Here is a 23,485-nt window from a genome sequence, read left to right on the forward strand (position 1 = left end):
GTTCAGGCGGGGATGAGTTCCAGCGGCAGGCGTTCGAGGCGGTGGATCACGTTGTTCAGGGCCCACTCGGGCTGACCGGTCATCTCGATGCGGTCGACGCGTTCGACCAGGGCGCGCAGGATCGCGGAGGTCTCCATGCGGGCCAGGCCCTGTCCGGCGCAGCCGTGGGTGCCCTGTCCGAAGCCGAGTTGGCGGGCGGCGTCGCGGCGGATGTCGAAGGTGTCCGGGTCGTCCCACTCGAGCGGGTCGCGGTTGGCGGAGCCGTAGAGGACCAGCAGCCGGGAGCCCTTGGGGATGGGGGTGCCTGCGACCTCCGTGTCGTGGGCTGCGGTCCGGGAGAAGGCCCGGATCGGGGATTCGTGGCGGACGACCTCGTTGACCGCTTTGGGGACGAGGTCCGGGTCGGCCTTCAGCAGGCGCCACTGTTCGGGGTGAACGGCGAACAGGTACAGGGCACTTGAGATGGCGCTGATGGTGGTGTCCAGGGAGGGCGCCAGGTAGTCGATCATCATGGTGGCGCACTCCGCGGGCATGATCCGGCCCTCGTCGGCGGCGCGCAGCAGGTCGTGGCCCATGCTGCCGTCCAGTGCGGACCGGTCGCGCACGACACCGCGCGCGTAGCGCATCATGCCGAGGGACGCGGGGAGGGTGCGGGCCGCCTGGCAGTTGAGGGGGCCCAGGGCGTCGAAGGTGGCGCCGGCCCAGCGCAGCAGGTGCTCACGGCCCTGTTGGGGCCAGCCGACCAGGTCGGGGACGACGGACATCGGCAGCGCCGTGGCGAGCTCGACGGCGTCGACCGTCCGGCGGGCCACGGCGTCCGCGGCCACGGCGGCGGCCTGCTGGTCGACGGTGTCCTTCATCGTGCGCAGCGCCCGGGGGGTGAGGCGGTGCGCGAGCAGGGAGCGGCGGCGGGCGTGGTCCTCGCCGTCGCTGAACAGGGTGGTTCCCTGGCCCACCCGGTTGGCGACGGGGTTGAGGCCGACGCCGGCGGAGGAGACGAAGGTGTCGTCGTCCAGCAGCACCTGCTTGCACTCGGCGTAGCGCGGCAGGGCGTAGACCTTGTGCTTGCTCAGCCAGACCACGGGGCCCAGTTCACGCAGCGCGGCGTAGTGGGGATAGGTGTCGCGGATGGCGGAGGCCGAGTACAGATCGGGCCGGTAGACGGGGATGTCGGTACGCAGGGGCACGGGGAGCCCTCCTGGAAGCAGCCGTGAGAGAGCGACAACGCCGCAGTGATGAAATCATCAGGGTTGATGGAATGGGCGTCAAGAGTGACGCCACCGTTAAACCGATGAAATCATCAGAACTGCTGGTGTCCAGGAAGGGCCCGGTCCGTCAGCCGGCCGACAGCCTCAGTTCCGGCTCCCCGTGGGCGTCGCCCGCCACCTCCCCGAGCTTCGCCGTGAACGCCTCCGTGCGGATCGTGAGCCCGGCGCCGTCCCGGGTGAAGGTCGCCGTGAGCGGGGCGCCGGGGCCGTACCGGACGGCGAAGGCGTGCAGGTCGTCCGGGGCGTCCTGCACGGGGTCCGCCTCCAGCGCCGTGGAACTGACCAGGTGCCGCCACCCCTCGTCGGGGTTGCCGTAGCCGCGCGGGTCCTCGGCCAGGGCGAACGCGGCGAGTTCCTGGGTCGTCTCGGTACGGGCGTCGAAGTGGTCGATGCCCTCGGCCGACGGGTGCGTCAGCCGCAGCGCGCCCACGGAGGTCACCTCGCCCTCGGCCGTGCGGCGCACCCGGTCGCCGTCGTCCTCGGCGTAGGGCAGCCCGGCCAGCAGGTAGGGCGTGCCGGGGAGGCGCTCCACGGTCACCGTGGTCCACAGGCTCGTGCCGTCGGTGACGTACAGGGACTGGACGTGCCGCAGGACGTGGTCGCGGCCGACGACGGGCTTGGTGACGAGCTTGGCGGTGAGGCCGTCGGAGCGCACGTCACGGACCCGGACCTCGCCCATGGGGCGGCACAGCAGGAAGCCGTCGACGACCGGTCCGAAGCCGTGCTGGCGGTTCACGGCCGCCGGCAGGTAGTAGGTGCCCGCCGCCTCGACCACCGCGGGAGTCATCCTCGAGTCGAAGGCCACCGAGACCGTGCCCGCGCGCAGTTGGTGACGGGCGATGACGGTGGACGGCTCCCGGTGCCAGCGCGTGGTGTCCTGGCTCTGCCAGACCAGCATCCAGGCGAAGTGGCCGTCCACCCCGCCGTCCTCCTTGACGGCATGCCGGGCCCAGCGGCTGTCGGCCCGGTAGCGGCCGAGGTCGGCGCCGATCCGGGCGCCGAAGTAGCGCAGGCCGAGGACCGACTCGAAGGCGGAGTGCTGCTCGCTGTAGCGCGGGCCGCCGTTGTCGAAGCCGCCGCCCGTCAGCCGGGCGTCGATGTAACGGGCCAGCGTGTCGCCGTCCTCGGCGAAGATCTCCGCGCCGCTGACCCGGTGGGCCTGGGCCAGGAACGACAGGGAGATCGGGCCGTAGTTGTTGTCGTAGGCGCCGCCGTGCTCGGGGGGCAGGGCCGCGCCTCGGTCGGTGACACGGTGGGCGTGGATCTCGTCGGCGTACAGCCGGAGCGCCCGCGCCCGGACCGACTCCCCCTCCGCGCCCGGGAGATGGGCGGCCAGCATCAGACCGCCGACCACGCAGCCGATGGCCTGGTTGCCGGCCTCCTGCGGGTTGAAGAAGGTCGCCTCAGTCAGCCAGCGCCAGTATCCGCGGGCCACGTCCAGGAGTTCGGCGCGCTGTCCGTCGTCGACCAGGCCGTCGGCGGCGTCGAGGACGTTCACGGCCTGGAGCAGCGCCCACACCGTGCTCGGCCAGTCCCCGATGGGGTGGGCACCGGCCTCCAGGGTGTAACGGGCGTACGGCAGACCGGAGTTGCGCACCTTGAGGTTCGGGTAGCCCGGGTTGTCGTCGGTGTACACCCGCTCGCGCAGGTGGAAGGCGAGACTGCGGGCGACCGCCTCCGGCAGCCTCGGGTCCTTGCCGCGCTGCCAGGCGTGGGCGAGCAGCGAGGTGATCCCGAGGGAGGTGTCACCGATGTCGTCGTCGCAGTCGGGGTGTTCGAGGTTGCCCTCGGGGGTGAGGCGGGCGAGGGCCTGCTCGGTGACGTCGGCGAGGACGGCGTCGTAGGCCTCCGGGGTGTCCGGCAGGTCGTGCAGCGGCGCGAGCTGGCGTGGGAGGTGCAAGGAGATCAGCCCTTCATGCCGGGGAGCCGGCACGCAGTGTGAGAGTCAGTGTCTGCGGTCCGTGCCCGCCGAGGTGGAAGCGGTTCCCGGTCGTCGCGTCGGTGCCGCCGGCCACGGTGTAGTCCTGCCCCGGGTCGTAGCGCAGGACGTCGCTCCGGTCCGGGCCGACGAGCGGTTCGCCCGTCTCTACGACGGCCTCGACCCGGATCTCGTCGTCGCCGACGCGGTAGGTCAGGGGCTCGGTCGTCATGCACCAGCGTCCGTCGCCGAGCGGTACGGCCCCCTGCGGCTCGCCGCCCGGCCGGAAGGTCAGTTCGAGGGACCACGGCACCGGTGGGCCGCTGATGTCGATCCGGAGGTCGGCCCCGTCGTCCCGCAGGTCGACCTCGACCCGGGTGGTGTGGGAGACCTCGTCCTGGGGGCGGCCGGGGAAGTCCATCGCCGCGGAGAAACGGCCATCGTCCACCAGGCGGTAGGCGCCGTCGTCGCGCCTGCGGTCCTTCGGGAGCGGCTGGTAGTAGGCGCTGGTGAGGGTCTGGGTGAGCCGGTACCGGTGGTCGGCGAGCCGTTCCGTCTCGGCGGCGCGGAACGGGCCCAGGTCGAAGAAGCCGCGGGAGAGCCGGACCGCGTCGAGGACGGCGGCACCGGCGAACATGCGCAGGAAGGTGGGGTTGCAGGCCAGGCCCGAGCGGATGCGCCGGTGCTCGGGCACGTCGGAGCCGCCGTAGACCACGGTGTGCGCGGTGGCCGAGGCGTGGACGGCGAGGCGTGTGGTGGGGAGGTACCGGTCGCGTGGGAGCTGCTCCGGGTCCGGGGTCGGCAGCGGGCGGGCCAGATCCGGGGTGAGGAGGATCTGGGCGAGCAGGTCGGGATCGTGGATGCCGTCCGCGGCCGCCAGGCGGGCCGCGCGGGCGAAGTCGCCCCGGCCGGTGCGGACCGCGAGCAGCCGGTAGTGGGGCAGGTAGGGCCACAGCGCGAACGACTGCCTCTGGTCCTGGCGGCGCGAGTGGACGGTCTCCACCGTGCCGTCCGGCCTGATCAGGTCCAGGGTCGCGGTGAGGTTGCGTTCGACGGCGTCCACCAGTTCGGGACGCCCGAGCACCTCGGCGAGGAGCAGCAGCGCCGGGTTGGTCACGATGGACGCGTAGACGGCGCTGCGTTCCGAGTACAGGCCGTCGGCGTCGATGTCGACGCCCTCGGCGAGCCACTCCTCGGCGCGGGCGAGCAGCCGGTCGTCGGGGAACGACCGGTGCAGCCGGGCCAGCGCCGCGGACAGCTCCCAGCGGTGGTTGGGGGTGTGCACCCCACCGGTCAGGAGGCTCTCGGTGGCGGCACCGGCGATCTCGGCGAGCGCCGCCGTGACGTCGGCCAGTTCGGGCCCCGCGGCCGCCGCCAGGACGTGCGCGTCGCACACGTCGTTGACGGTGAACGCGGAGTCCGGCGGCGACTGCACGTTGTCGCCGCCCGCGAAGAGGCCGGAGGGCGTCTGCACGGACCGCAGGGCACGCAGGTGGGTCAGCGCGCCGGCGACGGCCCGCTCGCTGCCGTGCAGGGCCGACTCCGGCGAGCGGTACGCCGCGACCAGGGTCTTCACCCGCCGGGCCAGGGCGCGGTGCGGCTCGATGAACTCCGCCGACGGGTCGGCCGACCCGTCGGCGGCGAGCGCTGCCGCGCGGACGAACTCGTGGTCGAGCGGGAACGGCAAGGTCAGTCCTTCAGTCCGGCGTTGATGTCGGCACCCATGACGTACTTCTGGAAGACCAGGAAGATCGCGATCAGCGGGATCATCGAGATGACCGACGCGCCCAGCAGGACCGACCAGTTGATGTTCTGCGCGCCGACGATGCTCTGGATGCCGATCTGGACGGTGAACTTGTTGGGGTCGTTCAGCATCAGCAGCGGCCAGATGTAGTCGTTCCAGCGCCACTGGAAGGACAGGATGGCGAGGGTCAGCATGATGGGCCGGGACAGCGGCACCATGATCCGCGCGAAGATGGCCAGTTCGCGGGCGCCGTCGATGCGCGCGGCCTCCACGAGTTCGTCGGGGACCGTCAGGAAGAACTGGCGGAACATGAAGCAGCCGGTCGCGGTGAGCACGGCCGGGAGGATGATGCCGGCGAACGAGTTGTAGAGGCCGAGGTTGCGCACGACCAGGAACTCCGGGGCGAGCATGACCTCGCCCGGCAGCATGGTGGTGGCCAGGATGCAGATGAAGAACGCCTTGAGCCACTTGTTGTCGTACTTGGCCAGCGCGTACCCGGTGCAGCAGCTGACGCCCACCGTGAGGATCGTCGTGATCACGCACACGAGGGCCGTGTTGATGAAGTACTGGGAGAAGTTGGCGCTGTCCCAGGCCGCCTTGAAGCCGGAGAGCGTGGGGTTGTGCGGGACCAGCGTCAGCGGATAGGAGAAGAGGTCGCTGGACGGCTTGAAGGAGCTGAGGACGAACCACAGCACCGGGAAGCCGTACAGGCACGCCATGATCCACAGCAGTGTCGTCGCGGACACGGCCTGGCGGAGTCCCCCGGTGGCCGTCTTGCGGGACCGCTTCTTGGAGACCCTCCGCTGGGAGCCGACGTCGGCCGGGCGCGGGATGTCGGTGGTTGTCATCGGTTCTCCACCCGTCGGTTGACGACCAGCTGGATGATCGCGACGGCCATCAGGATGAGCATGAGCACGAACGACGCGGCGCTCGCGTAGCCGATCTGGCCCCGCTTGAAGCCGGTCTCGTAGATGTACTGGACGAGCAGGTTGTTCGAGGTGCCGGGTCCGCCGTTGTTGAGGGCGACGAAGACCGGGTACTCCTTCATCGAGTTGATCGTGTTGAGCAGGATCACGATGAACGAGGTGGGCGCGATGCTCGGCAGGGTGATGCTGAAGAACTGGCGCCAGGGGCCGGCGCCGTCGAGCGAGGCCGCCTCGTAGTACGACACTGGCACGTTCTTGATCGCCGCGATGAACAGCAGCATGGTGAAGCCCGTCCAGGCCCAGGCCGCCGCCATCACGACCACGAGCAGCGAGAGGTCCGCGTTCGACTGCCACGGCACGGCGTCCCCGCCGAACTTCTCGATGACGTAGTTGACCAGGCCGAAGTTCTCACCGAACATCCACCGCCACAGGACACCCACGACGATGGGCGACAGCAGCCACGGGATGAAGAAGATGACGCGGGCGACGGAGCCGCCCTTGGCGTGCTTGCTCACCACGAGGTTGGCGGCGAGCAGCGAGACCACGAAGTTCAGCGGGACGAAGAGGACCGTGTAGAGCAGCGTCCGGGTCAGCGCGTCGTAGAACGTGGAGTCCCCGAACAGGTTCTGGTAGTTGTCCAGGCCGACCCACTGGAACACCCCCACGCCCGTGTAGTTCGTGAAGGAGTAGATGAGCCCGATCACCGCGGGCCAGACGAAGAACAGCGCGAAGAGCACGACGTTGGCCGCGATGAGGACGAGCGGCGCAAGCGTGTACTTACTGCGTCTGCTGGGACGACTCGGCGGGCTCACCGACACGTCCGAGGCGCGTTTTGTCATCTTCCTGTCTCCGTGCTGGTGGAAGGGATTGCGGTGGGCTCTGGCCCTGAGCCCGGCGTCAGGTGGACGGGCGGGGCCGGGCGGCGGGGTGGGGACGCCGCCGCCCGGGCGCCGGTGGCCTGTGATCAGCCGCCGACCTGCTGGTTGTAGCCGTCCACGATGTTCTGCAGCGCCTTGTCGGCCGACTGCTGGCCGTTGATGGCCTTGCCGAGCTCCGTCTTGGTCGGGTCCTCGGTGATGCTCTTGCCCTTCAGCACCCACTCCGTCTGGGCGTTGTTGAAGTAGCCGGAGATCGGGGCGTAGAGCGGGATCTCCTGGTTGTAGAGCTTGAACGCCGCCTGCGCCGCATCGGACTTGAAGGGGTACGCCGGGTTCAGGCCGCTCTCGACCGGCAGGAAGCCGGACGTCTCGCACAGCACCTTGTAGTGGGCCGGCTCGTACAGCCAGGACAGGAACTTCGTGGCGGCACCGGCCGCGTCGCTGTTGTTGTTGAAGCCGACCACCAGGCCGCCGGCGTTGACGTCACTGGCCTGCACCGGCTGGGCGGGGGTCGGGACGCTCGCCCACTCGAACTTCTTGATGCTGTCCGAGAAGGCGGCGACCTGCCACACGCCGGACCAGTAGGCGACGACGTCACCGCTCTGGAACATGGCGGACGGGTCGGCGCCGGAGGTCCACACCGACTTCGGCATGGTCTTGTCGTCGTTCCAGCCGACGAAGGTGTTCACGGCCTTCTTGGTGGCGTCGTCCACCGAGAACTTGCCGGAGTCGTCGGCGTGGACGTACTTGCCGCCCATCTCGTACACCATGGCGCGCAGTCGCGACGGCGACTGGTCGAAGGTGAGCGAGTACTTGACGCCGGTCTTCTCGCGGACCTTGTTGGCCGCGGCGATGAAGTCGGTCCAGGTCCAGGTCTTCGCCGGGTCGGTCGGGAAGGAGACCCCGGCCTTCTCGAAGAGCGACTTGTTGATGAACAGGCCGGACGCGGTGACGTCGGAGGGGATCGAGAGCACCTTGCCGGAGGAGTCCTTGGCAAGGAAGTTCTGGTTGATGTTGTTGCTCTTCTTGTCCGCGATGGACTTGAGGTCGATCAGCTTGCTCGACCAGATCGGGTCGAGCGCCGGAACGGCCGCCACGTCGGGCAGGGAGTTCGCCTGCGCGGCGTTGTGCAGCTTCGTCGTGTAGCCGTCGTAGGGGATGTTGACGAGCTTGATGCTGACGCCGGCTTCCTTCTTGTAGTCGGCGACCACCTTCTTCCAGCCCGCGTCCTGGCCCGGAACGGTGGAGATCCAGAAGGTCAGCGACTTGGAGGTACCGCCGGAGCCGCCGTCCCCGCCACAGGCGGTGAGCGTCAGAGCACCTGCCGAGACAGCGGCAGCGAGGGAAACCAGGCGGCGCGTGCCGCCGCGGCCGAGACGGCGAGAGCGCCGCACACCCACAGTGGTCATCTTCGATCCCTTTTTTTCGTCGTAGGGGACGGAGCACGGCGCCGATCTTGGCGGCACTGGTGCAGTTTGCAGGAGGTTCGCTTTCCGAGGGCACGGCCTCGCCCGGCCGCGTCATCCTGACGGGCGAGGATCCCCGGTCCCTTGGACCGTCACCGCACGGGCACGCCCTCGTGCGGTTGCCGTACATCGAGTACGGGCGGGACGCTCGCCCCAAGCCGGCGTCCCGGCCGACTTAGAAAGCGCTTGTCCGGACATTGGCAGACCGAGTCCGAAACCGTCAATCCTTCGTTCGCACAGGCTGGGTCACGGTTTGGACTCCTCTGGCGACCGCGAGGCGGGCGGCGCCCACCACGGTGCCGAGATCACCGACCTGGCTGCTGACCACCTCGGTGGGCCAGCTCAGTCGCTCGAGCTCGGCCCGCACACCGGGCAGGAGCTGCGGGAACGCCCCGGTGCTGCCGCCCAGGACGAGCAGCCCGGGGTCCAGTACGGCGGTCACCGCGGCGGCCAGCCGGCCTACGTCCACGGCGTGCCGGCCGACGATCGCACGGGCCGTGTCCACCCCGTCTCCGGCCAGCGCGAAGAGCTGTTCGGCGGTGCGCGGGCAGGGGCCGTCGGAATCCGGCCAGGCCGCCGCGGCCCGGCGCAGCAGGGAGTGGGCCCCGATGTACTCCTCCAGGGCCTCGTGGCGGGGCTCCAGGTCGTCGTCCCAGGGGTAGGGCAGCCGAGCGAGCTCACCCGCGGCCCCGTTGGCACCGGCCAGCACCTGTCCCCCGACGACGATGCCGAGACCGATACCGACGCCGATCCGCAGATAGCCGAAGGTGTGCCTGCCGCGGGCCGCGCCCTCGTGCAGTTCGGCGAGGGCGGCGCAGTTGACGTTGTTCTCCAGGTGGACGGGGACTCCGGGCGGCAGCGCCACGGTCACCGCGTCGAAGACGGGACCGGCCTTGGCGGTGGCCGGGCGCAGCCGCTGCGGGGCGGTGACGTCACCGACGGCTACCACGATGGTGCGCAGCGGCGCGTCCGGGGGCAGCGCGGACAGCGCCTCCCGCACCACGTCGGCGGCGTCCTCCCGGGGCCCGGTGGCCTCGGCGAGCAGGGTGCCGTCCAGGGCGCAGCCGCGGACCCGGGTGAGGGCGGGACCCAGGTCGACGGCGAGCACGGCGCCCGCGGCCGGTCCCAGTCGATAGACGGCGGCGCTGCGGCCCGTGGCCCCGGACGAGGTGCCGGAGTGGGCGGCGAGATGGGCGCCCTCCAGTTCGGCCACGGCGGAGGACACCGTCGGCTTGGACAGGCGCGCCAGACTCGCCAGCTGCGGCCGGGTCGCGGCCCCCGCCTGGGCCAGCACGGCGAATACAGCGTTGGCGCTCTCGGTCAGACGGGGGGCTCTCACCACGTCATGCTCCACAGTTCCCCCAGGTCAAAGGCCTCTTCCCGACCCGAGCGGCTCGGCGGGAGGCGGCGATGGGTTGCTCGGGCGCCGCGCGTTCCCGGCCCGGGGAGGATGCCCGGGAAGCCGGGTGCGCAACGCCTATTGACAGGCACTGTACTTCGTTAGTTAACTTCCTAACGAACGTCACGGTACTCGCCTGCCGTGGTCCGTCAGAAGCCCGTCCCGGGGCTTCCCGAGTTCATCAACTGCCTTGCCTCCAGGCACGGTTCGCCCACCGTCGCAGCACCCAGCGCACCGACGAAAGAGGATCCGTGCAGGACACCGCACCCCTGGTGGTCGGCATCGACGTGGGCGGCACCAAGACCCAGCTGCGCGCGTACGCGGGCGACGCCCTCGTGGCCGATCACGTCCGTTCCAGCGCCGGCTGGCGGCCGCACGACCCCGTGGCCGCGGCCGGCTGGCTGGCCGCACTGGCCGCCGAGGCCCTGCCCGCGGGCGTTCGCCCGGCGGCGCTCGCCGTCGGCGGCCATGCCTGTGAGACCCCGCGCCAGTGCGCGCAGATCCGCACCGCTCTCCAGCTGCACTTCGACGCGCCCGCGCTGGTCGTGGGCGACGCCGAGCTGCTGGTACCGGCCGCGGGAGTGGAGAAGGGCGTCGGCCTGGTCGCCGGCACCGGCTCCGTCGCCGTGGGCCGTTTCGCCGACGGCACCCCGGTGCAGGTCGGCGGCTGGGGTGCGCTCCTCGGCGACGAGGGCGGCGCCGCCGGTCTGGTCCGCGAGGCCGTCCGTGCCGTATGGGCGGCGCACGACCGCGGCGAGGAACCCGACGCGCTGGCGCACGGTCTGCTCGCCGGGTTCGACGTCCCCGAGGTGCCCGCGCTCGGCGCCGCGCTGGAACACGTCACGGCTGCCTCCGCGGAATGGGGCCGGCACGCCCCTGCCGTCTTCGCGGCCGCCGAGGCCGGATCCCTGCTCGCCCGCACCGTGATCACGGAGGCGGGTCACGCCCTGGCCGCACTCGTCGGGCGCCTCGCCGCGCGCGGGGTCGTGGTCGACGACGTCGTGGTCGCGGGCAGCACCGTCCTCGCCCAGCCCCCGCTGTACGACGCGTTCGTGTCGGCGCTCGCCGAGAGCGTGCCCACGGCACGGCCGCGTCCGCTGCGGGAGCCGCCGGTCGAGGGGGCCGTGGCGATGGCCCGTTCACTTGTGTGACACGCCCTCGTCGCCGAGTCTCCTCCGCTCCGACATGACCCGCCCGTAGATCTTCGCTCGGACGACTTCGGAAAGCGCATTCGACGCTCAGTCCTCAGGCGCATCATGAGTCGCATCCACACCACTGTCATGTGCACCACCGCCCCGGCCGTACGGCCGCAGAACTGAACAGAGAGGCTCATCCATGCCGTCATACGCCGGGCAGGAGTCCCCCGCGCGCCCCACCGGACGCGCCGTGAACCGCAGGGGCTTCCTGAAGACCTCCCTGGGCGCCACCGCAGGTGTCGTGGCCGCGCCCACTCTGGTCGGCTGGCTGGCCGCCGCCGACGCGAAGGCCGCCACCGCTCCCCTCGCGTTCGTCGACGACTACAAGACCAACCTCTCCACGAACCGCACCCCCGAGACCAACGCGGTGGTCCGGGCCCTCGGCGGCTTCGCGCAGATATGGAAGACCGGCGACGCCTGGAACACCGGCTCGCCGCTGCGGAACGACATCCTGCGCGCCAACGTGCGCTACAGCATCGACGTCACGACCCGGCGCACCCCGGCCGAGGCGAAGACCGCGTTCCTCTACGACCGGATGCACCAGAGCTACTCCACGATCGACGGCCTCGGCCCGCTCGCCCCCCTCTACAAGGCCGGCGCCAAGGCGGTCACGTCGATCACGAGCGCGCCCGACGGCACTCCCCCGACCACCATCGACGACACCCTGCCGGCCGACGCCCCGGCGGGCTCGGCGCTCGGCGCCGGCTCGCACGACTCGGACCTCGGCAAGGTGGCCACGCTGGTGGACACCGTGCGCGGCAACTGGGCGTCGGGCAACCCGTCCAAGTACGCCTACCTGTACCCGCGCCCGTGGCGCATGAACGAGGACAGCCAGGTCGTCGACACCGGCCGGAAGGACGCGCTCGGCTACCCGGTGTACGAGTCGAAGGTGGTCGTGGCCCCGCAGCTGCTGCGTCAGCGCAGCACCTCCCCCGCGGACGACGGCGGCTTCCCCAGCGGACACACCAACGCCTACCACCTGGCCTCGCTGGCCTACGCGTACGCCGTGCCCGAGCGGTTCCAGGAGCTGGTCACCCGCGCCATGGAGCTGAGCCACACCCGGATCGTGGCGGGCATGCACTCCACGGTCGACGTCATGGGCGGCCGGATCATGGCCACCGCCCTGGCCGCCGCCACCCTGGCCGACCCGGCGAACGCGCAGCTCAAGGCGGACGCCCGGGCCCAGGCGCTGGCCTACTTCACCCAGCGGACCGGCACCACGGCCGACACCCTATTCGACTACGCCCACTCGGACCCCGCCGACCCGTACGCCGACCGGGACGCCAACAAGCGTGCCGTGACGCCCCGGCTGACCTACGTCCTCAAGCGGGAGGGCCGCAGCAAGCCGTTCACCGTGCCCAAGGGCGCCGAGGTGCTGCTGGAGACCCGGCAGCCCTACCTGGACGCCGCCCAGCGCCGCGAGGTGCTGCGGACCACCGCACTGCCCTCCGGGTACGTCCTGCTGGACGGCTGGGAGCAGTGGGGCCGGCTCGACCTGTTCGCCGCCGCGGACGGTTACGGCTCCTTCGACTCCGACGTCACCGTCACCCTCGACGCGGCCGCGGGCGGCTTCCACCGGGCCGACAGCTGGCGCAACGACATCGACGGGTGCGGCGGCCTGACCAAGAAGGGCAGCGGCACGCTGACCCTGACCGGCCACAACCGCTACACCGGTGGGACCGTGCTCCAGGAGGGCACCCTGATCGCCGCCTCCGCCCACGCCCTCGGCCACGGCGACGTGCGCGTACGGGGCGGGAAGCTCACCCTCGCCGACAGGTCGCTCCAGATCCACGGCACCTACACCCAGGACTCCGCCGCGCTGGAGCTCACCCTGCGCTCCGGCCAGGAGCCGGTCCTCGAGGTGACCCGGCGCGCAGTGCTCGGCAAGGGCAGCGTGCTGCGGCTGACGCTGGACGCGAAGAAGCCCCCGAAGGCCGGTCAGCGGGTGCGGGTCCTCTCCGCATCGGCGCTGCGCGGCCAGTTCGACCGCGTCGAGCTGAACTCCGACACGCTCAGGGCCGTACCCGTCTACACGGCGGAAGGTCTGTCGGTACGACTCCTGAAGCGATGACGCCCGCGGGGCGGGAGCCGGTGCGAGAGTGACCCTCATGAGGTCCCTCCGGATCGCTCCCGCCACCGCCCGCCCGGCGTCGTCGCGGGGCGGATGATGACGAGCGAGCAACAGGCGGTCCTGGAACCGGTCCGCGGGTCCGGGTCACGCGACGACGAGCGGAGAAGGCCGCGCGCCGCCCGGCGATGGCTGGTGTCGCTCCTCGTCGTGGTGCTGCTGGCGCAGATGGCGGCCGTCATGGTCACGACCGCCGTCCAGCAGACGCCCACCATCGACGAACCCGTCTACGTGGCGACGGCCGCCGAGTACCTGCACGGTCAGGGCATCCGCTACAACCCCGAGCACCCGCCGCTCGGCAAGCTCGTGATCGCCGTCGGGGTGGCGATCGCCGACCCGCACGTGGACACGGCCTTCCACGGCCCCCAGATCGACCTCGGCCCCCATCTGCTCTACGAGTCGGGCAACGATCCCTGGACGCTGATGTTCTGGGGCCGGCTCCCGGTGATCGTGCTGACCCTGCTGTTCGGGCTGGTGGTGTTCACCTTCGCCCGCGAACTCGCCGGGCGGGCCGCGGGTCTTACGGCCCTGGCGCTGTACGCCTTCTCCCCCGACGTCGTCGCCCACGGCTCGCTGGCCACCCTCGACGTCCCGACGGCCGGTTTCCTGCTCACCTCGGTGTGGCTGTTGTGGCGGGCCCGACTGCGGCCGCGGCTGTACGTACCGCTCGCCGGTCTCGCGCTCGGGGCGGCGCTCGCCACCAAGATGAGCGCGCTGCCCGCGGTGCCGGTGTTCATGGGCCTGGCCGCACTGTCGGTGTGGCACGCCCACCCGGACACCGAGCGGCGCCGCAGACTGTTCCAGGTCCTCTCTGGGGCGGCCGTCACGGCGGTGGCCGCGATCGCCGTCGTATGGGCGTCGTACCTGGTCGTCGACCCGCGGCTGCGCTGGACGTCCCAGGACCCGGTGCCGGTGGTGCACGGGCTGCGGGGGACGCTGGCCCATCTGCTGCCACTGCCCCGGCCGTACACGGACGGGATGCTCCTTCAGTTCCGCTTCGAGAACCACCCGTGGGAGGGCTTCCTGTTCGGGCGGGTGTACACCGGGCACCTCTGGTACTACCTGCCGGCCGCACTGCTGGTGAAGACCCCGCTGGGGCTGCTCGCGCTGTGGGCCGCCGGGGCCGTGGTGCTGGTGACGGTACGGCGGTTGCGGCCCGCGGCCCCGTATCTGCTGGTCCCCGCAGGGGTGTTGCTGGCCTCGGCGATGACGGGGGTGCGGGACTTCGGCACCCGGTACACGCTCTTCCTGCCCATGTTCCTGACGGTGGCGGCCGGTTGTGTCCTCGCAGTGCGCCGACGGTGGGCGACCGGAGCGACCGCGGCACTGGTGCTGTTCGTGGCCGTCAGTTCGCTGCGGACGTTTCCCTACTATCTGCCGTACTCCAACGAGGCGTTCGGCGGACCGTCCGCCACACATCTGCGGCTGCACGACTCCAACGTCGACTGGGGCCAGGATCTCGGCCGGCTCGCCGACCGGTTGCGTGAGCGCTATCCGCACGAGCGGATCTGGCTCGTGTACAAGGGCAGCGGGGTGCCCTCCGCGTACGGCATCGAGGCGTCCGACCCGCGCGAGGTGCCGGCCGGTGAGGTCCGCGGACTGCTCGTCGTCTCGGACTCCTCGGTTGCCAAGGCGAAGGGCCGGCTGGCCGAGTTGATCGACAGCAGCCGGCCCGTCGACGAGGTCGGCCACTCGATCACGATCTACCGCCGGTGATCACCCGGTCGGGTGCGGGGCCTCGCCGCTCAGCGGGCCGCGAGCTGGAAGCCCTCGGCGCTCACGTGCGGCATCGCCCTGCTCACCACCCGGTAGCGGCCGTTGGGCACCTGGCCGGACCTGGTGATGTGCACGGTGAGCGGTCCCGCCCACTCGTAGCCCTGTCGCTCGCCGTGCCGGGCGAGGCTGTCGGTGAGCTCCTGGCCCACGTCGCTGCCCCGGCGTTCGAGTTCGTCGTAGGCGAAGTCCGCGAGTTCGACGTCGTACGCGTTCGGGACCACCACCCGGCTCTCACTGCACACGACCACGTTGCGGTCGCACTCGTTGCGCAGCGCCTCAAGGAGTTCGACGGGCTCGCGGCCGACGATCCGCGCCCACAGCGTCTCCCAGCCGTGCTCCATTGCCTGTTCCAGCGCGCTCAGCGCACCCATTCCCACTCACCTGCCTGGTTCGCTTGCGGCGTCATTCCTGGGCGAAGTCGTCGGGTTCCACCCGCGCTTCCTCGAACGCCTCGCGCAGGGTCCGTCCGCTGCCGCCGGGGGCGGGCGCCTCGCCCTCCCCGTGCCGGGAGTTCAGGAGTTCGTCGGTGGTGTCGGTCTTGCGCCGGTTCTCCTCGGGGACCGTCATGCGGGGCCGCTCCTCAGGTGTCGTCGAAGGTGACGTTGAAGGTGTCGTCGAAGTGCTTGCCCAGCGGCGGGTTCCCGATCGGCGGCGGCGTACCCGTCCCGATCGTGCACGGCGCACCCGTCCCCGTCGGCGTTCCCCCGACGCTGTCGCACCGACGCTGGTCACCGGGGCGTGTGAGCTATGTTGACTCCCCGTGGGAGACAAAGGAGGCGCCCCGGTGCCATCGCCGCAGCAGGCACGTGCACAGGCATCCGCGATCACCTCGGGCAAAAGCGCACCGGAAGCCGAGGCGGCCCCGGCCTCCCAGCTCAGGTCGCTCTTCGACAGGCCCCGGCTCTCACCCGGGCAGCGGCGCATCGCGCAGTACCTGATCGAGCACATCACCGAGGCGGCGTTCCTCTCCATCACCGACCTCGCCGAGCGCGTGGGCGTGAGCCAGCCCTCGGTGACCCGGTTCGCGGCCGCCGTGGGATTCAGCGGCTACCCCGCCCTGCGGGAGAAGCTCCAGGCCATCGCGCTCGGCACGCTCGCCGGCGGCCCGGTGGCCGACGAGGAGTCGCGCGGCAACGAACTCCAGGCCGCCGTCGACGCGGAGATCGAGAACCTGGAGAACCTGCGCCGCGACTTCGCCGACCCGGACCGGATGATCGACCTCGGCCGCAAGCTGTCCGAGTCGACCCCGCTGACCATCCTGGGCCTGCGCATCTCGGCCTCGCTGGCGGAGTACTTCGCGTACGCGGCCCGCCGTATCCATCCCGACGTACGGCTGGTCACCCGCGGCGGCAGTGTCGCCTACGACGCCCTCCTCCAGTCCCGCGAGGCGGGCGGCACCTGGGTGCTCGCGTTCTCGATGCCCCGGCACGCGCAGGAGACGCTGACCGCGCTCCGGGTCGCCCGGAGCGCGGGCCTGAAGGTCGCGCTCGTCACCGACCTGGCGCTGGGGCACGTGGCCGACGAGGCCGACGTCCTGTTCACCACCGGCACCGGCTCCCGCCTGGTCTTCGACTCCTACGCGGCACCCGGCGTCATCGCCGCCGCGCTGCTCCAGGCCATGACCGACGCGGATCCGGAGCGGACCCAGGCGCGGCTGGAGGAGTACGAGCAGATCTCCGACCAGCACCAGTTCTTCCTCAGGGACTGAGCTCCCCTCCCCGGTCATACGACTTCACAACGGGACCTTTCGTAATAAATCAAGCATGAATGTTTTCATACTCCTTGCAAAGCGAACGGCATATATAAATACTGCTCACGGATCACCCCGGGACCGCTCCGGGGACTCGTCCGCACCCCTGTCCCCGTCCCACCCCAACCGCCCGAAAGGGCTCCCCTCACGGACATCCCGAGCCGTCGTCCACCTACCCGCGTCGGCGCCCGGGGTGTTCGGTTGGGCCCGCCTGCACGCGGGCCCGTGGCGGCCCCGGTCATCCCCTAGGCCGGGGCCGCCCAACCCGTCGGACCAGCCGCACGACGCCGCACACCGGAAGCGATGATCATGACCCTGACGACCACGCGGACCTTCATCCGGACCGGTCCGGACTGGCCCTGCCAGGTCAAGACCCCCGGCAGCTACGACTGGGAGCGCTCCGCGGCCAAGTGGCTGCGCGACCTGGTGCCGGCGCGGTACGCGAGCTATCCGGCCCTGATGCGGCACACCGTACTGCTGGCCCGGCACGCCCAGATCCAGGTGCAGCACGAGATCCGGGTCGCCCGCACGGCGCTCCAGACCGCCCGTGCGGATCTGCCGGCGCTCGGACTGCCGGAGTCGGTCATCGAGCACACGATCAAGCTCTACGCGGCCGAGGTCCTCCAGCTCCAGCACATCGCCCGCAGCGTCCGCGAGGTCACGCAGGCGCTGGTCGAGCACCACCAGGGCCGCTGACGCTCCCGCGGGGTGTCGAGGGCCACGCGGGCGGCGGACCCCCCCCCGAGGGGCATCGAGCACCACCAGGGCGGCTGACTTTCTTTAAGGACATCGCGCACCACCTCGTCCTCTGTCCCTCCCGAAGGACATCGCGCACCCCCTCGCCCTCTGACCCTCCCGAAGGGCATCGCGCAGCAACCTGGGCCGCTGACCCTCCCGAAGGGCATCGCGGGCCACCGGTGCGCTGCCCCTCCCGCAGGGCATGATCCACGCCGTACGTGGAACCGGGGTGAGCATGAGCACCACCTCCGAAGTACGGCGCGGCGACCCGGTCACCACGGTCCTGACGTGGGAGGTCCGCCCCGGTCACGAGAGGGAGTTCGAGCGCTGGACCCAGGGCATCACCCGCTGCGCCAGACGGTTCCCCGGCAACGAGGGGGTGTCCTGGCTGCGGCCCGAGGACGGACACCGCTACCACGCGGTGCTGCGCTGGTCGGACGCGCACCGGCTGACCGCCTGGCTGGAATCCGACGAGCGGGCCGACTGGCATGCGCGCATCGACGGCGTCGCCGCGGAACTCGGCGGCGAACGGCAGTCGACCACCGGCCTGGAGACCTGGTTCAGCCTGCCCGGCACGACCGTTCAACCCCCGGTCCGCTGGAAGATGGTGCTCACCACGTTCCTCGGCGCCTTCCCCTGCACCCTGCTGGTCCAGTGGCTGGTGACGCCCCGGACCGCCGCGTGGCCGCTGCCGCTGCGGGCCGCGGTGTTCCCCGTGGTCCTGCTCCCGGTGCTGACGTACGTGATCATGCCCGTGCTGAGCCGGCTGCTGCGCCGGTGGCTGTACCCGGCGCCCGGCCGCTGACCCCGTCCGGGAAGAGGCACCGCTGGTCCCGTCCGGGCGAAGGCGTGACCGTGGCGTGCCTCGGTGTCCCTCACAGAACGGGTGGCGCGGTCGGTTTCGTCAATCGGCGGGGTCACTGGTGCGTGCGATGTGTGCGGACGACGGCGGGATCGACCCTGGCCACCTGTGCGATGCTCAACGCGTGACGAGCGAGCCTATCGGCCCTCCGCACGCCGGGACCGCGCCCGACATGGCCGCGATGGCCGAGGTCGTGGCCAGGCAGCGTGTGGAGATGGACCGGATGCGGGACCAGGCCGCCACCGCGGCGGTGCTGGAGCGGGCCAAGGGTGCCCTCATGGCGCAGACCGGCTGCACCCCCGAAGCGGCCGGCGAGCGGCTGCTGCGGCGCGCCAAGGCCGGCGACCGCACCCTGCTGGAGGAGTGCTGGCTCAGCCTCGGCGCCCTGGTGCCCCCACTGCCCGGGACCGCCCCGGAGCCCGGCACCGGAGCGGGCTCCACCGGCACCGACCCGTCCGCGGGCCCCGACACCCCCCTCTCCTCCACGCGGACCGGCACCCACCTCTCCTCCGCGCGGACCGGCACCGACCAGGCCGACGCACGGGACGGCAGCGGTCCGGACGACGAGCGGGGCACCGGTCCCACCGACGAGCGGGGCGGCGCCGGTCCGGACGACGGATTCACCGCGCTCAGCCGTCTCGGCAAGGCCCTCGTCCATGCCGCCACACCCCACGACCTGGCCCGGTGCCTGCTGGAGGAGCTCACGGCGGACGTCGACGCCGACGCCCTCATGGTCTTCAGGACCCAGCCCACCGGAGGGCTGGAACTGATCGGCCACGCCGGGATCGACGACACCCTGGCCGGCCAGTGGGCGATGGTGCCGCCGCTGGACGGAATCGCCGCGCTCGAGGCGCTCCGCGCGCGGGAGCCGCGCTGGCTGGAGGACTTCGCGCGGGACCAGCAGCGGCATCTGCTCATCGGGGATCCCCCGGAACGCTGGCTCTCCCGCGCCTGGCTGCCGGTGCCGACGGAGGGCGGGGCCGGGGTCTGCATCGGGATCCTGCGGGCGCGCGGCGGCGCCTTCTCCCCCGCGGAACGGCACCTGCTGCGGGCCGTCGCCCGGCTGTGCGCGGGCTGGCTCCGTTCCTCCGGCGCCCGGCAGGCACCCGCCCCGGGGGCCACGGCGACCGCCGCGCAGCCGGTGTTCGACTCGCTGCCCGGTTCGGCGATGCTGCTCACACCGCTGCGCGGAGCCGACGGCGTGGTCGGCGACTACCGGATCGACGCCGCCACGGAGGAGGCGGTCGACGTCGTGGGCCGCACCGGTCGCCAGTTGCTCGGCCGACGGGTCCTGGAGTGCCTGCCGAGCTTGGCGGACGAGGCGGTGTGGCAGGGCTGTCTGCGCACCTTGACCACGGGCGAGCCGTTCGAGGGCGAGCCGTTCGCCCACCAGTCGGTGGTGGGCGGCAGCGCCGAACTGTCCACGTACACCGTGCACGCGGCCCGGCTGGGCGACGCCCTGGTCCTCACCTGGGTCCGGCACGACTCCTCCGACCGGCAGGAGCAGCGCCTGGCGGACGTGCAGCGGCTGGGGAAGCTGGGCTGGGCGAACTGGAACCTCGTCACCGACGAGGGCAGTTGGTCCTCCCAGACCTTCCTGGTCATGGGCCGGGACCCGGCGCTCGGGCCGGTCCGCCTGGCCGACCTGCCGCGGCTCGCCGTGCCGGAGGACGCCCCGCTCCTCACCCGGGCCGTTGAGCAACTCGTGCGCACGGGGCGCCAGTTCGACCTCCCCTTCCGGATCAGGTCCGGCGACGAGGTCCGCCATCTGCGGATGGTCGCCGAAGTGGTGAGGGACAGCGGGAACCAGCCCGTCGAGGTGCACGGCTTCGTGCAGGACCTCACCGCGCAGCGCAGCGCCGAACTGGCCCTGGTCGAGAGCGAGCGGGCGATCCTCACCCAGGACGGTGTGCTGCACGCCGAGCGGGCCCTGGCCGCCCGGCTCCAGCACGCGTTGCTCCCACTGCCCACCCGGCCGGTCGACCTCGCCGGACTCCGGGTCGAAGTGGCCTACCTGCCCGCCCAGTCGGGGATCCACGTCGGCGGTGACTGGTTCAGCGCCATCGAACTGCCCGACGGAGACGCCCTGTTCGTGGTCGGCGACGTCGCGGGCCACGGCATCGACGCGGTGGCCACCATGGCCCAACTGCGCTTCACCGCCAAGGGCATGGTCATCACCGGGTCGTCGCTGACCGGGGCGCTGGCCCGGCTCAACACCCTGCTCCTGCACTCCCGCGGCTCCCACGACGCGCACGCCACCGCGACCATGGTTCTGGCCCGCTACGTCCCGGACGAGCACTGTCTGGTGTGGGCGCAGGCCGGTCATCCACCGCCGTTGCTGGTGCGCGGCGGCGAGGTGCGCTATCTCGAGCGCCCGGTCGGCATGCTGCTGGGGGCCTGCGCCGCCCCGGACTTCGTGGAGGCGCGCTGCGTGCTGGAACCGGGCGACCGGGTCCTGTTGTACACGGACGGCCTGGTGGAGCGGCCGTCGGAGGGACTCGACCGCGGTCTGGACCGGCTCGCCGCGGCCGTCGCGGCCCATGACTCCCGGGAGCCGGGCTCGCTGCTCCCGCTGCTCACCGCGGTCCTGGAGGGCGAACGGCGCGACGACGTGTGCGTGGTGGACATCCGGGTGCCCGGCGCACCGCGGTGACCGGTCCGCCGCTGGGGTGACCGGTCCGCCGCTGCGGGGCCCGGGTCAGTCCGCCGGGTGGCCTGGTGAGATGGAGACCGCGTCGGACAGCCGTAGCAGAAGCGCCTCCGCGGTGTCCTCGCGAGCGCCCCACGTCTGCGGTTCCAGGAAGAATCCGACATGGTCGCCGCCGTCGGTGCGGGAGACGACCGTGCCGACGAACCAGGCCGCCGCGTCCTCCAGCACCACGGCCCCGCCGGCCTCCCGCCGCACGCGGACCCGGGCGAACTTGTCCGTGCGGTCCCCCGTCTCCCCGCCGAACAGCTCGGCGAGGTCGCGTTGTTCGCGGGTGAGGAGATGGACGGCGAGGCGGTCGGCGGTGCGGGCCACGCGGTAGGTGCGGTTCGCCTTCGACAGCCACACCACGTACCGCACGGGCTCGATCGAGCACTGGCAGGCGAACCCGACCAGACAGCCGGCGCGGTCGCCGTCCACGGCTGCGGTCACCACGCACATGTCGGGGTCGAGCCGGTCGAGAAAAGCGTCCATGCCCGCCATCCTCCGCGATCAGCCGCCGCCCGTACGGGACTCCAGGTCGCGCCGTGTGTCGTCGCCGTACACACCGTCCTCGTCGCCGCGGATGCCGTACCAGAGCTGGAAGCGGGCCACGGCCGCGGTCAGGGTCGCGTCGTAGGTGCCGTCGGTGGACCCGTTGTCGTAGACGTTCGGGATGTGCCGCAGACGTTCCTGGAGGTCGGTCACCTCGGGACCGCGGTCCCCCTCGCGCAGGGTGCCGGGGCCGTCGGGGTCGGTGGCGCCCGAGGGGGGCGGGGTGGGGGTGGGTACGGGGGCCGCGGGGGCGGTCGCCGAGGGCCGGGGGGCGGCGACCGCGGTGCTCTCCGTGCGGTCGGTGAGCAGGAGGGCGCCACCGAAACCGATCACGGCGGCCGCGGTCACGGCGGCCGCAACCGCGGTGCGGCGCAGGCCGGGCACCCGGCCTCGCGGGAGGTCCCGGACGCGAGGGTCGTCCCTGACGGGCGGCAGCTCCTCGGTGGCGTCCTCCGTCCCCGACGGGCGGCCGGGCAGCACGATGGGCTCGTAGCCGACGGCCGGGCGCGGCGGCAGGTCCCTGAGCAGCTCCGCGAGCGCGTCGGTACGGCGCGGGCGCAGCACCCGGATGGGCTCGATGACCGGATCGTCCGGCGGCACCCCTCGGTCGGACGGTGTGGGCATCCTGTTCTCCTTCCGTCCCGTGCGCATGGGTGTTTCGCCGTCCCCCGGGGAGAGATACGGGGCTACGGGGCCGGGAGTTCAGCACGCCGGCCCGGTCCTGCCGTCACCGTCCCGGACAGCACTCAGTTCCCTCGCGTGGCAGCACCGAGTGCCACAGACGGGGTCGAGGTGCTACTTTCGCGACCATGAGCTCCACCAAGCCCCCCATGCGGGACGCGCTGGTCGCAGCCGCCTTCCGGCTGTTCCTGGAACGGGGTTACGAGCAGACCACCGTCGACGACATCGTCGCGCTCGCCGGAGTCGGGCGCCGTTCGTTCTTCCGGTACTTCCCCTCCAAGGAGGACGTGGTCTTCCCCGACCACGAGCGCTGCCTCGCCGACGTGACGGCCTTCCTCGATGCCAGTGACCCCGGGTGCGACCCGGTGGAGCGGGTCTGCGAGGCGGTGCGGCTGGTCCTGCGGATGTACACCGAGAACCCGACCTTCTCCGTGCAGCGCTACCGCCTCACCAAGCAGGTTCCGGGCCTGCGTGCCTACGAGCTGTCCGTGGTGTGGCGCTACGAGCGGTCCTTCGCCGCGTATCTGCGCGGCCGGCTGAAGGGGCTGCGGGACGGGACGCTCCGGGCCGACGTGATCGCCGCCGCCGTGGCCGCGGCGCACAACAACGCCCTGCGTTCCTGGCTGCGTTCGGACGGACAGGACGACCCGGAGGAGGCGGTGGAGCACGCGCTCGGTTACGTGCAGAGCTCGTTCGGGGGACGCGGCGCGCCGGCCGCCGACGAGGGGGCCGAGGACGTGGTGGTGATCGTCTCCCGCCGCGGCGCCCCGTTGTGGCGGGTGGTCCAGGAGATCGAGTCCACGCTCGACGGGGGTTGAGAGGGGGTACCCGGGGGCCGGGAGGGCGAAGATCCGGGGACCCATAGGGGTACCCAGTACCTTTACTCCTGGCACTGAGTGCCATACGCTGACGCCGTGCACGGTGGCACAGGGAACCGCGCACAGGCGTGCCCGACGTTCCGCGCACGCTCGATTCCGGCCGAGCGCAGGGAGTTGACCAGCGTGTACCACCACTCAGGCAGCATGGCCCGTACGGCAGGCGGCTCCGCGACGAGCCTCCTCGATCCCGTCGCCCCGGCCACGGACGCGATCCTCTTCCAGCGCTGCACCTGGTGCGGCACGGCGATGTACCACCGGCTGCTGTGCCCGGTCTGTCAGGGCGGCGACCTGCGCACGGAGCGCAGCGAGGGCGTCGGGACGGTCCGCCACGCCACCGTGGTGCACCGCAACACCCCCGCCGCGCGCAATGTGTCGCTGGTCGAGCTGGCCGAGGGCTTCGTCGTCCGGGGCCGCGTCATCGGCCCGCCCGCCGCGATCCACAGCGGCGACCGCGTCCGGATGTCGACGGCCAAGGACCCGGTCCGCGGCGAGCCGGTCTTCCAACTGGTCGACGAGCCCTACCGCGCCTGGAGCTGACGGCCCGTCGACGTGCGGCCGGGCGGACCGTGCCGCCCGCTCTCCCGTGACCCCATCGGCCTGATCGCGTCGCTCTCCCGCGAAATCCGCCGGCACACA

The 23,485-nt window shown here is 71.8% G+C and carries 20 protein-coding genes; 9 read left to right on the plus strand and 11 right to left on the minus strand.

The genetic code is table 11. From position 1 onward, the window contains the following. Nucleotides 1-2 precede the first annotated feature (2 nt). The 7 genes from H295_RS0107460 to H295_RS0107490 all read right to left on the minus strand — a co-directional run bounded on the left by H295_RS0107460 (nt 3) and on the right by H295_RS0107490 (nt 9,542). A complete protein-coding gene (locus H295_RS0107460) occupies nt 3-1,187 on the minus strand; it encodes a cytochrome P450 (RefSeq protein WP_020134719.1) in 1,185 nt (394 codons plus the stop codon). A 148-nt stretch (nt 1,188-1,335) separates the two neighbouring features. Beyond that, nucleotides 1,336-3,168, minus strand: a complete 1,833-nt coding sequence (locus tag H295_RS0107465) for a hypothetical protein (protein ID WP_028809151.1) — start codon at nt 3,166-3,168, stop codon at nt 1,336-1,338. A 13-nt stretch (nt 3,169-3,181) separates the two neighbouring features. Continuing rightward, nucleotides 3,182-4,873: a hypothetical protein gene (locus H295_RS0107470; RefSeq protein ID WP_020134721.1), complete on the minus strand. Its 1,692-nt coding sequence runs from the start codon at nt 4,871-4,873 to the stop codon at nt 3,182-3,184. 2 nt (nt 4,874-4,875) lie between these two features. After that, nucleotides 4,876-5,778 (minus strand): carbohydrate ABC transporter permease, encoded by a 903-nt coding sequence (locus tag H295_RS0107475; RefSeq protein ID WP_020134722.1) that lies wholly within the window; start codon nt 5,776-5,778, stop codon nt 4,876-4,878. After that, complete coding sequence (locus H295_RS0107480) at nt 5,775-6,695, minus strand: carbohydrate ABC transporter permease (RefSeq protein WP_028809152.1); 921 nt, start codon at nt 6,693-6,695, stop codon at nt 5,775-5,777. The genes H295_RS0107475 and H295_RS0107480 overlap by 4 nt, the downstream gene beginning before the upstream one ends. 125 nt (nt 6,696-6,820) lie before the next feature. Then, the gene (locus H295_RS0107485) at nt 6,821-8,143 is read right to left on the minus strand and encodes an extracellular solute-binding protein (RefSeq protein ID WP_020134724.1); all 1,323 of its coding nucleotides are present in this window, start codon (nt 8,141-8,143) and stop codon (nt 6,821-6,823) included. 277 nt (nt 8,144-8,420) lie between these two features. After that, complete coding sequence (locus H295_RS0107490) at nt 8,421-9,542, minus strand: ROK family protein (protein WP_020134725.1); 1,122 nt, start codon at nt 9,540-9,542, stop codon at nt 8,421-8,423. A gap of 308 nt (nt 9,543-9,850) precedes the next feature. Between H295_RS0107490 and H295_RS0107495 the strand changes: the two genes are divergently transcribed. From H295_RS0107495 to H295_RS0107505, 3 genes are all read left to right on the plus strand, one after another. Further along, nucleotides 9,851-10,750, plus strand: coding sequence for an N-acetylglucosamine kinase (locus H295_RS0107495; protein ID WP_020134726.1), 900 nt, complete (start codon nt 9,851-9,853; stop codon nt 10,748-10,750). Between the two features lie 184 nt (nt 10,751-10,934). After that, on the plus strand, nt 10,935-12,866 hold the full coding sequence (locus H295_RS0107500; RefSeq protein WP_028809154.1) for a phosphatase PAP2 family protein: 1,932 nt from the start codon (nt 10,935-10,937) through the stop codon (nt 12,864-12,866). Between the two features lie 93 nt (nt 12,867-12,959). Further along, nucleotides 12,960-14,639 carry an ArnT family glycosyltransferase gene (locus H295_RS0107505; RefSeq protein ID WP_051135516.1) on the plus strand — a complete coding sequence of 560 codons (1,680 nt, stop codon included), beginning with the start codon at nt 12,960-12,962 and terminating at the stop codon, nt 14,637-14,639. A 29-nt stretch (nt 14,640-14,668) separates the two neighbouring features. Here the strand turns inward: H295_RS0107505 and H295_RS0107510 are convergent, their stop codons facing one another. After that, nucleotides 14,669-15,070: a DUF3662 domain-containing protein gene (locus H295_RS0107510; protein ID WP_020134729.1), complete on the minus strand. Its 402-nt coding sequence runs from the start codon at nt 15,068-15,070 to the stop codon at nt 14,669-14,671. 31 nt (nt 15,071-15,101) lie between these two features. After that, the gene (locus H295_RS47480; protein ID WP_020134730.1) at nt 15,102-15,266 is read right to left on the minus strand and encodes a hypothetical protein; all 165 of its coding nucleotides are present in this window, start codon (nt 15,264-15,266) and stop codon (nt 15,102-15,104) included. Nucleotides 15,267-15,483: 217 nt separating this feature from the next. Here H295_RS47480 and H295_RS0107520 point away from each other — a divergent pair, with 217 nt between their 5' ends. The 4 genes from H295_RS0107520 (at nt 15,484) to H295_RS0107535 (ending at nt 20,702) form a co-directional block, all read left to right on the plus strand. Continuing rightward, on the plus strand, nt 15,484-16,407 hold the full coding sequence (locus H295_RS0107520) for a MurR/RpiR family transcriptional regulator (RefSeq protein WP_020134731.1): 924 nt from the start codon (nt 15,484-15,486) through the stop codon (nt 16,405-16,407). A 345-nt stretch (nt 16,408-16,752) separates the two neighbouring features. Next, nucleotides 16,753-17,145 (plus strand): hypothetical protein, encoded by a 393-nt coding sequence (locus H295_RS0107525; RefSeq protein ID WP_020134732.1) that lies wholly within the window; start codon nt 16,753-16,755, stop codon nt 17,143-17,145. 277 nt (nt 17,146-17,422) lie between these two features. After that, nucleotides 17,423-17,992 (plus strand): antibiotic biosynthesis monooxygenase, encoded by a 570-nt coding sequence (locus H295_RS0107530; protein WP_043217287.1) that lies wholly within the window; start codon nt 17,423-17,425, stop codon nt 17,990-17,992. 229 nt (nt 17,993-18,221) lie between these two features. Then, a complete protein-coding gene (locus tag H295_RS0107535) occupies nt 18,222-20,702 on the plus strand; it encodes a SpoIIE family protein phosphatase (protein ID WP_020134734.1) in 2,481 nt (826 codons plus the stop codon). 45 nt (nt 20,703-20,747) lie between these two features. Here H295_RS0107535 and H295_RS0107540 read toward each other — a convergent pair whose 3' ends face one another. Both H295_RS0107540 and H295_RS0107545 read right to left on the minus strand, forming a co-directional pair. Further along, the gene (locus tag H295_RS0107540) at nt 20,748-21,239 is read right to left on the minus strand and encodes a flavin reductase family protein (RefSeq protein ID WP_020134735.1); all 492 of its coding nucleotides are present in this window, start codon (nt 21,237-21,239) and stop codon (nt 20,748-20,750) included. A gap of 9 nt (nt 21,240-21,248) precedes the next feature. Next, complete coding sequence (locus H295_RS0107545) at nt 21,249-21,914, minus strand: peptidoglycan-binding domain-containing protein (protein ID WP_020134736.1); 666 nt, start codon at nt 21,912-21,914, stop codon at nt 21,249-21,251. Nucleotides 21,915-22,099: 185 nt separating this feature from the next. Between H295_RS0107545 and H295_RS0107550 the strand changes: the two genes are divergently transcribed. Next, nucleotides 22,100-22,789: a TetR family transcriptional regulator gene (locus tag H295_RS0107550; RefSeq protein ID WP_078616591.1), complete on the plus strand. Its 690-nt coding sequence runs from the start codon at nt 22,100-22,102 to the stop codon at nt 22,787-22,789. Between the two features lie 183 nt (nt 22,790-22,972). Continuing rightward, nucleotides 22,973-23,386 (plus strand): Zn-ribbon domain-containing OB-fold protein, encoded by a 414-nt coding sequence (locus H295_RS0107555; protein WP_028809156.1) that lies wholly within the window; start codon nt 22,973-22,975, stop codon nt 23,384-23,386. Nucleotides 23,387-23,485: the final 99 nt, after the last annotated feature.

Source organism: Streptomyces sp. 351MFTsu5.1, assembly GCF_000383655.1.
Lineage (GTDB): Bacteria > Actinomycetota > Actinomycetes > Streptomycetales > Streptomycetaceae > Streptomyces > Streptomyces griseorubiginosus.

Bases quoted from the DNA above. Each gene is read 5' to 3' on its own strand.
- H295_RS0107475 (WP_020134722.1), bottom strand. From the start codon at position 5,778: ATGACAACCACCGACATCCCGCGCCCGGCCGACGTCGGCTCCCAGCGG.
- H295_RS0107480 (WP_028809152.1), bottom strand. From the start codon at position 6,695: ATGACAAAACGCGCCTCGGACGTGTCGGTGAGCCCGCCGAGTCGTCCC.
- H295_RS0107485 (WP_020134724.1), bottom strand. From the start codon at position 8,143: ATGACCACTGTGGGTGTGCGGCGCTCTCGCCGTCTCGGCCGCGGCGGC.
- H295_RS0107500 (WP_028809154.1), top strand. From the start codon at position 10,935: ATGCCGTCATACGCCGGGCAGGAGTCCCCCGCGCGCCCCACCGGACGC.
- H295_RS0107505 (WP_051135516.1), top strand. From the start codon at position 12,960: ATGATGACGAGCGAGCAACAGGCGGTCCTGGAACCGGTCCGCGGGTCC.
- H295_RS0107510 (WP_020134729.1), bottom strand. From the start codon at position 15,070: ATGGGTGCGCTGAGCGCGCTGGAACAGGCAATGGAGCACGGCTGGGAG.
- H295_RS47480 (WP_020134730.1), bottom strand. From the start codon at position 15,266: ATGACGGTCCCCGAGGAGAACCGGCGCAAGACCGACACCACCGACGAA.
- H295_RS0107525 (WP_020134732.1), top strand. From the start codon at position 16,753: ATGATCATGACCCTGACGACCACGCGGACCTTCATCCGGACCGGTCCG.
- H295_RS0107530 (WP_043217287.1), top strand. From the start codon at position 17,423: ATGAGCACCACCTCCGAAGTACGGCGCGGCGACCCGGTCACCACGGTC.
- H295_RS0107535 (WP_020134734.1), top strand. From the start codon at position 18,222: ATGGCCGCGATGGCCGAGGTCGTGGCCAGGCAGCGTGTGGAGATGGAC.
- H295_RS0107540 (WP_020134735.1), bottom strand. From the start codon at position 21,239: ATGGCGGGCATGGACGCTTTTCTCGACCGGCTCGACCCCGACATGTGC.
- H295_RS0107545 (WP_020134736.1), bottom strand. From the start codon at position 21,914: ATGCCCACACCGTCCGACCGAGGGGTGCCGCCGGACGATCCGGTCATC.
- H295_RS0107550 (WP_078616591.1), top strand. From the start codon at position 22,100: ATGAGCTCCACCAAGCCCCCCATGCGGGACGCGCTGGTCGCAGCCGCC.